We start from the raw sequence: 12,191 nt of genomic DNA, 5'->3' as shown, positions 1-12,191 counted from the left end.
AGGGAGTATGACCATGGGCCGCATGCGCAAGCTCCTGATCCCCGGCGTCGACAAGACGCTGCTCGTCAGGGACGCGATCAAGACCATGCCGGATCTGACGCGCCGGCGCTTCATCTCGGGTGGCGCGAGCCTCGGCGCGCTGACGCTGCTGACCGGCTGCGACGTGACGGACAGTTTTTCGGCCGAGGAGATGCTGAAGCAGGTCTCCAAATTCAATGACGGCGTCCAGGCGTTGATCTTCAACCCCCATGCGATGGCGCCGACATTCTCGGAGAAAGACATCACCAAGCCATTCCCGTTCAACGCCTATTACGACCTCGAAGACGCGCCTGATGTCGACGGCAAGAGCTGGAAGCTCGAGGTGCGCGGCCTGGTCGAAAACAAGAAATCCTGGACTCTGGAAGAGCTCTATCAACTGCCGCAGGTCAAGCAGGTCACGCGTCACATCTGCGTCGAGGGCTGGAGCGCGATCGGAAGCTGGACCGGCACGCCGCTGCGCGATTTCCTGAAACTGGTCGGCGCCGATACGCGCGCCAAATATGTCTGGTTCCAGTGCGCCGACAAGGACGGCTACAATTCGCCGCTCGACATGGCGACCGCGCTGCATGCGCAGACCCAGATGACGTTCAAGTTCGGCGACGAGATCCTGCCCCGTGCCTATGGCTTCCCGATGAAGATCAGGGTGCCGACCAAGCTCGGCTTCAAGAATCCGAAATACGTGATGTCGATGGAAGTCACCAACGACTACAAGGGCGGCTTCTGGGAAGACCAGGGGTACAATTCGTTCAGCGGGAGTTGAGTGTCCCAACTCCATCGTCGCCCTTGCGAACGCAGGGCGCCCATACCGCGTGATCTTGATATTTTGCGCTGGAGTTAGCTGGTGCTCCCCAACTGAGCCCTGTGGTTATGGGTCCCTGCGTTCGCAGGGACGACAACGCTTCACGGCTACGGTTTGTGCCCCACCTTCCTCTGAAACGCCGACAGCACCGCGCCCAGTGCCAGCATCGCGGCCGAGACGTTCAGGGCGAACGACAGGCTGCCGACCGCGTCCGTGATCGCACCGACCACGATCGGCCCCAGCGTCTGGCCGATACCGAATGAAATCGTCATGGCTGCAATCGCCGTCGACCAGGCCTGCGGCGGATAGTTGAAGCGCACAAAAGCGGTGGTGGAGCCGACCACGGCGAAGAAGGCGACGCCGAACACCAGCGCCGATATTGCGAGCAGCCACACCGAGTGACCGAAGATCGGCATCGCCGCGCCGACCGCGTTGACGCCGAGGATGATCGTGGTGGCGAGCCCGCCGCGGTCGAGCGCCAGCACGCGGTGCCACACCCACGGTGTCACGAACGCGCTTAGGCCGATCAGGCTCCAGAACGCACTCTGTGCCATAGCGCCGCCGCCGGCATCGCGGACATAGGCGATCATGAAGGTCATGTAGGCGATATAGCCGGCGCCGAACAGGAAGTAGCCGGCGAGATAGATCAGCACCGGTGCAATCGCGAATTTAGCCGTTGTGGCCGCGGCAGCGGTCGCGCCGTCATGCAGCGGCGCGAGCAGCACAGGGATCGTCATGACGACCGCCAAGGCGGTCATCGCCCACCAGACGATCCACCATGAGCCTGCCCCAAATCCCTGCAGCACGAAGGGCGCGATCAGTCCGGACGCCAGAATGCCGATTCCGGGGCCGGCATAGAACAGGCTGAGCAGGAAGTTCGCCCGTTCGGGGCGCGATTGCGCAATGGTCGCTGCCAGCGCGCCGCCCCCGACGAAGCCTGCCGCCGCGCCGATGCCGGCCAGGAGACGGGCGAAACTCAGCACGTAGAAATTGCCCGATAGGGCGCAGAGCGCCAGCGACAGCACGCAGGCCAGCGTGCCCCATCGCACCGAAGCGGCGAGCCCAAAACGCCGGATCATTTGCGAGGCGAGCAGCGCGCCCGCGAGATAGCCGGCCGCGTTGATGGTGTTCATGAACCCGGCCGCGGAATAGGACCACGCCAGATTGTCGCGCATGTCCGGCAGCACCAGCGCATAGGCGAAGCGGCCGATGCCCAGCCCGACGGTCGGCGCCAGCGACAGGATGAGGATCAGCCGTGCGGGATGCGCGTAACTCGCGGGACGGTCGGGGGCGTGCAAGGAATTTCTCCGGCGGGCCGGTATTGTGGCAGGCCAGCGGCGGATTGCACAGGCGGCGAGGCCGCAATGGTGTCTTGCCAATCGTGCAATGCCGCTCTAGCACTCCGCCCGGATTTCTCATTTTCCGTCATGCCCGGCCTTGTGCCGGGCATCCACGTCTTACTGCCAACGCACACAAGACGTGGATGGCCGGGACAAGCCCGGCCATGACGAACTGGAGGTAAACGACCATGGCGACCCATAAACTGCTGCTTCTCCCCGGCGACGGCATCGGCCCCGAAGTGATGGGGGAGGTGCAGCGCCTGATCGACTGGCTGAACAAGCAGGGGATCGCCAAATTCGAGACCGAGCAGGGGCTGGTCGGCGGCTCCGCCTACGATGCGCACAAGGTGTCGATCTCGGAAGGCGACATGGCCAAGGCCGTGGCCGCGGACGCCATCATCTTCGGTGCGGTCGGCGGCCCGAAGTGGGACAGCGTGCCCTACGAGGTACGCCCCGAGGCCGGCCTGTTGCGGCTGCGCAAGGATCTCGGCCTGTTCGCCAATCTACGCCCCGCCGTGTGCTATCCGGCGCTGGCGGATGCTTCCAGTCTGAAGCGCGAGGCGGTCGAAGGCCTCGACGTCATGATCGTTCGCGAGTTGACCGGCGGCGTCTATTTCGGCGAGCCGAAGACCATTACCGATCTCGGCAACGGCCAGAAGCGCGCCATCGATACCCAAGTTTACGACACCTATGAAATCGAGCGCATCGGCCGCGTCGCCTTCGACCTGGCGCGCAAGCGGCGCAACAAGGTGACGTCGATGGAAAAGCGCAACGTCATGAAATCCGGCGTGCTCTGGAACGAGGTCATGACCCAGGTGCATGCGCGCGAATACAAGGACGTGACGCTGGAGCATCAGCTCGCCGATTCCGGCGGCATGATGCTGGTGAAGGCGCCAAAACAGTTCGACGTCATCGTGACCGATAATCTGTTCGGCGACATGCTGTCGGACATCGCGGCGATGCTGACAGGCTCGCTCGGCATGCTGCCCTCGGCCTCGCTCGGCGAAGTCGATGCCAAGACCAAAAAGCGCCGCTCGCTGTTCGAGCCGGTGCATGGCTCGGCGCCTGACATCGCGGGCAAGGGCCTCGCCAATCCGATCGCGATGATCTCCTCGTTCGCCATGGCGCTGCGTTATTCCTTCGACATGGGCGCGCTGGCCGACAAGGTCGATGCGGCGATTGCTGCCGTGCTCGCCAGCGGTCTGCGCACTGCGGACATCAAGTCCGAGGGTACGACGGCTGCCTCAACCACGCAGATGGGCGAGGCGATCCTCAAGGAATTGCAGAAGCTGCACGCGTAGACGTAGTATCGCAGCCCGGATGGAGCGAAGCGAAATCCGGGAGTCCAACCACTTGCGAGATAGACCCGGATTGCGCTTCGCTCCATCCGGGCTACTACGTCGTCTGCTGACGACATCATCGGGATCGTCTCATGGACGCATCGCATCGACCCAAGATCGCGGAAACGATCATTCATGAAACGGTGCGGCTGCGCGAGGCGCAGATCGGCCGGCGTTGCGAAGTCCTGTGCAACACGCGCATCGAATATGCCTCGCTCGGCGATTACTCCTATCTCGGGGAGAATTGCGAGGTCGCGGACGCCGTGATCGGAAAATTCACGGCGATCGCCAATTCGGTCCGGATCGGCGCGCCGAACCATCCGATGGGGCGTCCGTCGCAGCATCGCTTCACCTATTGCCCGGAGTATTACGAGGCGACGGCGACGCGCGACCGCGATTTCTTTTCCGAGCGTCACAGCGACCGGGTGATCGTCGGCAATGATTGCTGGATCGGGCATGCCGCCATCCTGCTGCCGGGCGTGACGGTCGGCGACGGTGCGGTGATTGCCGCGGGCGCCGTCGTCAGTCGCAATGTGCCGCCCTATACGATCGTCGGCGGCGTTCCGGCGCACCCGATCCGCCAGCGCTTTCCCGATTCGGTCGCGGAAAGCCTGGGCCGCATCGCTTGGTGGAACTGGCCGGACGAGATCATCTTCGAACGCCTCGGCGATTTCCGTTCTGAAGCGATCGAGCAGTTTTGCGAGCGCTACGACCCGGCGCTTGCGTCCGGCCGGTAGAACGAAGGCGGAAGGGGCGTAGCCCGGATTGCGCTTCGCTCCATCCGGGCTTCGCCGCTGAATCGAGAAGCCGCAGCGTATGGGTCCCTGCTTTCCGCAGGGACGACGCGTCGCTATTCGATCGAAATCAATACAGCGGGAAGCGCTGCGGATAGCCGCCCATGTCCGACGGCGGGTTGAGCGGCTGGCGGTCGATCGGCCGATTGAGGTTTTCGCGGGCAAATGTCGGATAGCCAAGATCCGGCGGGAAGGCGTAGTCCTGGAACTTGCGGTCGCCCGGCAACACTTCCGTGCCGGCATCGAGCCAGGAGCGCGTGGTGACGTAGACGCGGGTGCGCGGGCCCTGCTGGTAGACCCGGTTCGGACCGCTCGCCCCGTAATAGGGGCGGCCATCCCGGTCATATCGCTGCTGCTTGGTTTGGGCGCTGGCGGAGGTCGCGCTGACCGCGACGAGGGCGGCCGCGGCAAGCGACATCGCGAGCTTGCTCGCAGCAGGGAATTTTCGGGTCATTGCATCCTCGTCATTGTCCGCCCTCACGGCTGGCGGATCGCCAAATCTGATTGCAGGCATTGTAGCCATGGCAGCACCATCGTCGCTAGGTCAATTGCGCCACACCGCAGCGGAATAATGCGGTGCGAAGCGAAGAAGTTTCATGAAAACCAGTGTCTTGGCTGGTTGTTGCCACAATCGTGAGGGGCAGGCAGGAAGCCCGCCCCTCAACCGGGGATTACTGGGCGCCGCGCAGGTGCGGGTTATCGGCGCCGGTCAGCCAATCGGCCGACAGCGCCGGCGCACCGGAGGCGGCGCAATCGCTACGCCTGATCTCGGCATGGGCAAACAATTGCGCCAGTTTCGTATCGTTGCCGGCCGAAAGCAGGACCAGCCGGTTCAGCATGCAGGAGATCGCGGTGCGTCGTGCCGGCAAATCCTCGCCAAGGCATGACCAGCCGGAGATTTTCAAACCGGAATCGTCAATGCGTTTGAAAAATCGGGGGCAGACGCGGGCGGTCTCAGTGCCGCCGGTTGAACGGAACAGGAATACGGTGCCGAACTTGCTATCGACGATTCCTGCGGCTTCCAGCTCGCGCGTATCATTCGGACCCATCTGGGGCCCGACCTGGTCGATTTCGCCGCCCGGCCGATAGATCTCGAGTTGGGCGACCGGCATGCCGGCAGCGCCGCTCCAGTGGAAGATGTCCTTGCGGCCGCCCTCAGGATGCCGAAAAATCTCGTAAATCTCTGTTTTACCTGGAAAAACAAACTGACTGACGGCAAACGCCGGCACCGGCCGCGCGGCCAGGCTCCAGCCGTCTTTGGGCGACGTCTCTATCGCCATGGCATCTGACAAATCGGGCAAATGCTGCCATAGCGCGATACCGCAAATGGCCATCAGCGCCAGCGTCATCAGGTAGGCGCAGAGCCGTGCCAGCGTGCCGCAGACCTCGTCCACGAAGCTTGCCAGCGCCGGCCGGATTCTCAGCGTATAGTGGGAACTGGCCGAACCGGCCGGAAACGCATGCATCAAACGCCCAAACGCAACCGTCAAACGTTGTCATATCGGCGTTTCTCGCATAGAAGCGCTGCCTTCCCCCTTTCCGCTTGACGCGGCGGGGCGGCATTTTTCCTCGGAGAGTGAACGATGGGTTACAAAGTCGCTGTCGTCGGTGCGACCGGCAATGTCGGGCGCGAAATGCTCAACATTCTCGACGAGCGCAAATTCCCCGCCGACGAGGTCGTGGTGCTGGCCTCGCGCCGCAGCGTCGGCGTCGAAGTATCCTATGGCGACCGCACCCTGAAGGTCAAAGCGCTCGAGCACTACGATTTCTCCGACGTCGACATCTGCCTGATGTCGGCGGGCGGCTCGGTGTCGAAGGAATGGTCGCCGAAGATCGGCGCCGCCGGCGCGGTCGTGATCGACAATTCCTCGGCCTGGCGCATGGACCCGGACGTGCCGCTGATCGTGCCGGAAGTGAACGCGGACGCGGTCGGCGGTTTCACGAAGAAGAACATCATCGCCAACCCGAACTGCTCGACTGCGCAGCTCGTGGTCGCGCTGAAGCCACTGCACGACAAGGCCACCATCAAGCGCGTCGTGGTCGCGACCTATCAGTCGGTCTCGGGTGCGGGCAAGGATGCGATGGACGAATTGTTCTCGCAGACCAAGGCCGTCTACACCAACAGCGAGCTGATCAACAAGAAATTCCCCAAGCGCATCGCCTTCAACGTCATTCCCCATATCGATGTTTTCATGGAGGACGGCTACACCAAGGAAGAGTGGAAGATGATGATGGAGACCAAGAAGATTCTTGATCCCAAAATCAGGCTGACCGCCACCTGCGTGCGGGTGCCCGTGTTCGTCGGCCATTCGGAAGCCGTCAACATCGAATTCGAGAACCCGATCACCGCCGATGAAGCGCGCAACATCTTGCGCAATGCGCCGGGATGCCTCGTCATCGACAAGCACGAGCCCGGCGGCTACGTCACGCCCTACGAGGCGGCGGGCGAGGACGCGACCTATATCAGCCGCATCCGAGAGGACAACACCGTCGAGAACGGCCTGGAGCTGTGGTGCGTCTCCGACAATTTGCGCAAGGGCGCCGCGCTGAATGCCGTGCAGATCGCCGAATGCCTGATCAACCGCAAGCTGATCACCGCGAAGAAGAAGGCGGCGTAAGCCTCGGCGAATGGGAAGTAGCGAATGGCGAGTGGAATTTTTCCTTATTCGCTACTCGCCATTCGCTATTCGCCCGCTGACTGCACTTCCCCCACACTGCGAAATTCCTTCGCCTCCGGGTCGAGCACGAACAGCGAGCCCTCGGCGACGCCGAAATAGGCGCCGTGCAATTCCATCTCGCCGCGCTCGACGCGGCTGCGCACGAACGGAAACGTCATCAGGTTTTCGAGTGAGCGGAACACCGCGGCCTTCTCGATCCGCGTCGTGAAATCCTGCCTTGTCTCATGCTCGCGCTGGCCGACCTTTTCGCCCGGCTTGATGAACATCGCCATCCAGCGGCCGATGAAATCGCCCGGCGACAGCGGGTCGATATCGTCGATGAAGGCGCGGATGCCGCCGCATTGCGCGTGGCCGAGCACCACGATGTGTCTGATGCGCAGCACCTGCACCGCATATTCGAGTGCCGCCGAGACGCCATGGGCGCCGCCGTCCGGCTGAAAGACCGGCACCAGATTGGCGACGTTGCGCACCACGAAGAGTTCGCCGGGGCCGGCGTCGAAGATCACTTCCGGCGAGACGCGCGAATCGCAGCAGCCGATCACCATGACGGCGGGCGACTGGCCGCGTTCAGAAAGTTCCCGGTAGCGCGTCTGTTCGGTCGGCAGCCGCTGCGAGGCAAAGGCCCGGTAGCCGTCGAGCAGATGTTGCGGGAATGGAGCCATGGTGTCCTGTCTGTATCGAGCATGGCTAACCATAAGCCGATGACAGGAACAAGGCTTTCGGACCCCGGTTTGAAATGTTAGGGCGAGGAACCCAAAACGCCTCGAGGAACAGTCCATGATCCGTCCGCGCCGCAGCCTGTTGTTCATGCCGGGATCGAACACGCGGGCGCTGGAAAAGGCCCGCAATCTGCCGGCCGACGGCATCATTCTCGACCTCGAGGATTCGGTGGCGCCGGACGCCAAGGCTCTCGCGCGCGACCAGATCGCCAAGGCAATTGCGGCCGGCGGATTCGGCAAGCGCGAGGTGCTGATCCGCGTCAACAGCCTCGACACGCCCTGGTGGGTCGATGACGTCACCATGGCCGGCAAGGCCCGTCCCGACGGGATCCTGGTTCCCAAGATTTCTACCGTGGCCGATCTCAACGCCATCGCCAACCGCCTGAGCGACATCAACGCCGACATGTCGATCCGGGTCTGGGCCATGATCGAGACCGCGCGCGCGGTGCTGGATGCCGACAAGCTCGCGGCGGCATCACGGGATTCCGAAACCCGGCTCGCGGGCTTCGTGTTCGGGCCCAATGATATCTCGCGCGAAACGCGGATCCGCATGCAGCCGGGCCGCGCGGCGATGATCCCGATGATCACGCACTGCATCCTGGCGACGCGCGCGCACGGGCTCGAAATTCTCGACGGGCCCTACAGCGACATCAGCAATATCGACGGCTTTGCGACCGAATGCGCGCAGGGCCGCGATCTCGGCTTCGACGGCAAGACGCTGATTCATCCGAGCCACATCGATGCCTGCAACGCGATCTTCACGCCGCCGGCCGAGGAAGTCGATCAGGCGCGCAAGATCATCGCGGCATTCGAAAAGCCGGAAAACGCCTCACGCGGCGCCATCCAGCTCGACGGACGGATGGTGGAACGGCTGCACGCCGACATGGCGCGGCGGACGATCGCGATTGCCGACGCGATCGCGGCGATGGGACATTAAAGCCGACGCTCGACGTTTCCTCCCTTCTCCCCCCTTGCGGGAGAAGGTGGCTCGCCGCGGCTATTTGTCGAACTTCTCCGCCGCCCAGGCATAAAGGCTGCCCGGAAGGGGTTTTTCGCCGCCGCGGCCTTTTGGCGAAATGTGCAGTCCGACGATGTCGGGATCGGCGAGCAGGTCTGAAAAATCCGCTGGCTCGAAGAACCGCTTTGGTTCGGCGTGAACCGCATAAAAGGACTGCTTCGGCAGCGCGTGCTGCAATTCACCCGAGCGGCGCGCGAGCGCGGTCAGCGCGGCAGGGCCGTAGATGGCGACGCGGATATCGGAGAGACGGCTCGATCGGCGTCGTAACTGGCGCAGCATGAAGGTGAGGCGATGACGCAGCGCCAGCCAGTCCGGTGTCAGATCCTCCTGCTCCATCAGATCCGCGAACGCCAGCACGATCGGATCGTCCGACGGCAGATACAGCACCGAATTGCCGAGCTGGCGCGCGGCCGTTCCCAGGCGAAATAGGGTTTGGCCGGATCGATCTCGATCGGCTTCAGCAAGAGCACGTCGGCGTCGAGCCACAAACCGGCGCGCTCGGCCATCAGCCGCATCCGGAAGAAATCGCTGAACTGCAAAATGGTCCAGTCGCGCCAGCTTCCGTCCGGCTCGGGCGGGCGCAGCCGCTCGGAAAACGAATGCGGCAGGATCGCCTCGGCCTCGGCATTGCCGACGCCATCGGGCAGGCCCGGCAATGGATCGAAGCTGTAGACGGTGACCTTGTGGCCTGCGGCGACTTGCGACCGCAGGCAGGTCAGCCGGAGCCCATCGAGCGGGCCGTGCCAGAAGGTGACGACGTCAGGCCGCATCCGCGTCCCCTCCGCTCAACAAAAGAGCCCCGATGTGATCGGGGCTCTCGTAACACGGTCGGATAGCACCGGTCAGGTCCAGGCGCGCTCTTTCTTCACCTTCGCCTCGTAATCGTCGATCGACGATTTCTTTTCCATGGTCAGGCCGATGTCGTCGAGGCCGTTCATCAGGCAGTGCTTGCGGAACGGATCGATCTCGAACTTCACCTTGCCGCCGTCGGGGCCGCGGATCTCCTGGTTGGCGAGATCGATGGTCAGCGTCGCGTTGGCGCCGCGCTCGGCGTCATCGAACAGCTTGTCGAGGTCTTCCTGGGTGACGCGGATCGGCAGAATGCCGTTCTTGAAGCAGTTGTTGTAGAAGATGTCGCCGAACGAGGTCGAGATCACGCAGCGGATGCCGAAATCCAGCAGCGCCCACGGCGCGTGCTCGCGGCTGGAACCGCAGCCGAAATTGTCGCCGGCGACCAGCACCTTGGCATTGCGATAGGCCGGCTGGTTGAGCACGAAGTCCGGGTTCTCGCTGCCGTCATCCTTGTATCGCTGCTCGGAAAAGAGCCCCTTGCCGAGGCCGGTGCGCTTGATGGTCTTCAAATACTGTTTCGGGATGATCATGTCGGTGTCGACATTGATGATCTTCAGGGGCGCCGCGACGCCTTCCAGTGTGGTGAACTTTTCCATCGATCGCACTTCCCGGTTGAAATGGGGGCAAGGCCAGTGATTTATCGCGAATATGGCCCCCGCAAAAGGCCAATTTGCGCATAGGCCGCCTGTTCTGGCGCGATTTGGGCGAACGGCCCTGGTTCGCCCGAAACGCTTTAGTCCGCGCTGGCCTCGATCGCCTCCATATCGGCGTCCGACAGCCCGAAATGATGCCCGATCTCGTGGATCAGGACGTGACGGACGATATGGCCCAGCGTTTCCTCATGTTCGGCCCAGTAATCGAGGATCGGCCGCCGGTAGAGCCAGACCATGTTGGGCAGGCGGGCGACGTCGTCGTTGCTCTGCTGCGGCAGGCCGATGCCCTGGAACAGGCCGAGCAGGTCGAACTCGCTTTGCGCCTGCATCTCGTCCAGGACCTCGTCGGTCGGAAAATCGTCGACGCGGATGATCACGCCCTGGCACAGGGTTCGAAACGTCTTGGGCAGGCGCTCGAACACCTCATGCGCCATGGCTTCCATTTCGGCCAGCGAGGGGGCTTTTGCTTCGGTCCACATCAGGACGTATTTAGCGTGTGTTGTGCCCGGGCGCATACTGGTTTTGCGGAGTTGACCTCGGCGCGCCAATCGGGGACCGTACGGGGATATCAGGCGTGGGTGGACTTGAGATGAAGCGGATTGTGACGGTCGCGATTTGGGCTGCTTTTGCCGGCCTCCTGCTCCCCGGGACGATGGCGAAGGCGCAGACGGCATCGCCGCAGCAGCGGGTCGCGACGGCGCCGAAGACGGTTGTCACGGATTTGTCGGCACAGCGGCGGCGGCCGTTGCGGCGCGTGCCGATCTATCGGCAGGAATGGGCGCCCGACGTCTACCCGCGCTACAACCCCGGCCCCAATGCCGTGCGCGACTGCACCGCGCACTACGTGCAGGAGTATCGGCCGAGCGGCACGGTGATCACCCCGCGCATGAACTGCTACTGGCGCACCGGGCTAGATCCTTATCCTCGACATTTTTTTATCGCGCATTTCGTCGACGCGGGTCGGGTCCGACTCTGCGGATACTCCACGCTGAAGCTGCGACGGCGTTCTGCGCCGATTTCGTGCGCAAGGATTGCGGCCAACCGCGGCCGTCATCCGTTCATCTTCGTGGCGCATTCATTCAGAACTCATTCAATTCACTTGCGTCAGATTGCGCGCAGCGTTGCGGCGATGCGATTCGGCGCAGACGTGACACCCCGACCCAAGGAGACCATTCATGCAGTTCAAAGTTCTTGTCACGAAAGTTTTTGCGCTCGCCGCCGTTGGCGCGTTGCTTGCGCTCGCAGCTCCGGCCGAGCGCGCCAATGCGCTGTCGCTCAGCAATCCCGGCGCCGCCGCGGCGGTTCAGGAGGACGCCAGGCTGGCGACCACGGAAGTGCATTGGCGGCACCATCACCATCATCGGTGGCATCGCTGGCATCACCACCATCATCATCACCATCATCGTCACTGGCATCGCTGGTAACAGCGACAGTTTGGCGCAGCGATCGAGCAGGCCCGTTCATTGCGGGCCTGTTTCGATTTTTGGCGTTGCCTTGAAACTGGCGACATTGCTGTCCGATATCTCTGCATCGTGATCAGCAAGAGGAGTCCGTCATGAAGAGCCTGATCGGGGCAGCCGTTGTCGCAGGTGCGCTCGTGGTTGCCGGACCGGCAGCGATCAATCCGGCCGCTGCAGCGCCGCAGACGAAGGCGCAAACCGCCGGCACTTCTGGTGCAACCGATTTCAGCGCACGCCGCTACGTCAGGCGCTACTATCGGCACTATGGCTATTATCGGCCGTATTATCGTCCCTACTATTACAACCGGCCGGTCTACTATCGGCCGTATCCCTATTACGAGCCGGCGCCATTCACCTTCGGCATCGGGTTTGGGCCGTTCTGGTGAAGCGCCAGAACGAGTGTTCAGCGGTGCGTTCGTTCATCTTGATGCACAGCGCATTCATGGCGGGTTCAGGTGCCTGTCTCTAATGTCATGTTGGGAGCGACCGCAAAGGAAAC

Annotated in this window: 13 protein-coding genes and 1 pseudogene; 6 read left to right on the top strand and 8 right to left on the bottom strand. The window is 62.9% G+C overall.

All coding sequences use genetic code 11. From position 1 onward, the window contains the following. Positions 1-13: 13 nt before the first annotated feature. Positions 14-799 (top strand): molybdopterin-dependent oxidoreductase, encoded by a 786-nt coding sequence (locus V1288_RS11085; RefSeq protein WP_334357076.1) that lies wholly within the window; start codon positions 14-16, stop codon positions 797-799. Between the two features lie 146 nt (positions 800-945). Here V1288_RS11085 and V1288_RS11080 read toward each other — a convergent pair whose 3' ends face one another. Further along, positions 946-2,136: a YbfB/YjiJ family MFS transporter gene (locus V1288_RS11080; RefSeq protein ID WP_334357075.1), complete on the bottom strand. Its 1,191-nt coding sequence runs from the start codon at positions 2,134-2,136 to the stop codon at positions 946-948. Between the two features lie 230 nt (positions 2,137-2,366). Between V1288_RS11080 and leuB the strand changes: the two genes are divergently transcribed. Together leuB and V1288_RS11070 are read left to right on the top strand one after the other, a co-directional pair. Then, the gene (gene leuB, locus V1288_RS11075) at positions 2,367-3,479 is read left to right on the top strand and encodes a 3-isopropylmalate dehydrogenase (RefSeq protein WP_334357074.1); all 1,113 of its coding nucleotides are present in this window, start codon (positions 2,367-2,369) and stop codon (positions 3,477-3,479) included. 131 nt (positions 3,480-3,610) lie between these two features. Then, positions 3,611-4,255, top strand: a complete 645-nt coding sequence (locus V1288_RS11070; protein WP_334357073.1) for a DapH/DapD/GlmU-related protein — start codon at positions 3,611-3,613, stop codon at positions 4,253-4,255. 127 nt (positions 4,256-4,382) lie between these two features. On the opposite strand, the gene V1288_RS11065 is transcribed toward V1288_RS11070, so the two are convergent. Further along, positions 4,383-4,766, bottom strand: coding sequence for a hypothetical protein (locus V1288_RS11065; RefSeq protein WP_334357072.1), 384 nt, complete (start codon positions 4,764-4,766; stop codon positions 4,383-4,385). 217 nt (positions 4,767-4,983) lie between these two features. After that, on the bottom strand, positions 4,984-5,778 hold the full coding sequence (locus tag V1288_RS11060) for a hypothetical protein (protein ID WP_334357071.1): 795 nt from the start codon (positions 5,776-5,778) through the stop codon (positions 4,984-4,986). 117 nt (positions 5,779-5,895) lie between these two features. Here V1288_RS11060 and V1288_RS11055 point away from each other — a divergent pair, with 117 nt between their 5' ends. Continuing rightward, positions 5,896-6,930 carry an aspartate-semialdehyde dehydrogenase gene (locus V1288_RS11055; protein ID WP_334357070.1) on the top strand — a complete coding sequence of 345 codons (1,035 nt, stop codon included), beginning with the start codon at positions 5,896-5,898 and terminating at the stop codon, positions 6,928-6,930. A gap of 65 nt (positions 6,931-6,995) precedes the next feature. Here V1288_RS11055 and V1288_RS11050 read toward each other — a convergent pair whose 3' ends face one another. Beyond that, positions 6,996-7,652, bottom strand: coding sequence for a carbonic anhydrase (locus tag V1288_RS11050; RefSeq protein WP_334357069.1), 657 nt, complete (start codon positions 7,650-7,652; stop codon positions 6,996-6,998). Positions 7,653-7,767: 115 nt separating this feature from the next. Between V1288_RS11050 and V1288_RS11045 the strand changes: the two genes are divergently transcribed. After that, the gene (locus tag V1288_RS11045; RefSeq protein ID WP_334357068.1) at positions 7,768-8,646 is read left to right on the top strand and encodes an HpcH/HpaI aldolase/citrate lyase family protein; all 879 of its coding nucleotides are present in this window, start codon (positions 7,768-7,770) and stop codon (positions 8,644-8,646) included. Positions 8,647-8,706: 60 nt separating this feature from the next. Here V1288_RS11045 and V1288_RS11040 read toward each other — a convergent pair. The 4 genes and pseudogenes from V1288_RS11040 to V1288_RS11020 all read right to left on the bottom strand — a co-directional run bounded on the left by V1288_RS11040 (position 8,707) and on the right by V1288_RS11020 (position 11,635). Beyond that, positions 8,707-9,497 (bottom strand): annotated as a pseudogene (locus V1288_RS11040) (hypothetical protein). 72 nt (positions 9,498-9,569) lie between these two features. Beyond that, positions 9,570-10,175 (bottom strand): 3-isopropylmalate dehydratase small subunit, encoded by a 606-nt coding sequence (leuD, locus tag V1288_RS11035; protein ID WP_334357067.1) that lies wholly within the window; start codon positions 10,173-10,175, stop codon positions 9,570-9,572. A 137-nt stretch (positions 10,176-10,312) separates the two neighbouring features. Next, entirely contained in the window at positions 10,313-10,711 is a 399-nt protein-coding gene (locus tag V1288_RS11030) for a metallopeptidase family protein (protein WP_334357066.1), read from the bottom strand. Positions 10,712-11,311: 600 nt separating this feature from the next. Then, on the bottom strand, positions 11,312-11,635 hold the full coding sequence (locus V1288_RS11020) for a hypothetical protein (RefSeq protein WP_334361477.1): 324 nt from the start codon (positions 11,633-11,635) through the stop codon (positions 11,312-11,314). Positions 11,636-11,787: 152 nt separating this feature from the next. Between V1288_RS11020 and V1288_RS11015 the strand changes: the two genes are divergently transcribed. Next, entirely contained in the window at positions 11,788-12,078 is a 291-nt protein-coding gene (locus tag V1288_RS11015) for a hypothetical protein (RefSeq protein WP_334357065.1), read from the top strand. The last annotated feature ends 113 nt before the right edge of the window (positions 12,079-12,191 follow it).

The sequence above is a fragment of the Bradyrhizobium sp. AZCC 2176 genome, assembly GCF_036924645.1.
Taxonomy (GTDB): Bacteria; Pseudomonadota; Alphaproteobacteria; order Rhizobiales; family Xanthobacteraceae; genus Bradyrhizobium.
The sequence above is the reverse complement of the archived record's forward strand: the minus strand, read 5'-3'. Positions and strand labels throughout refer to the sequence as shown.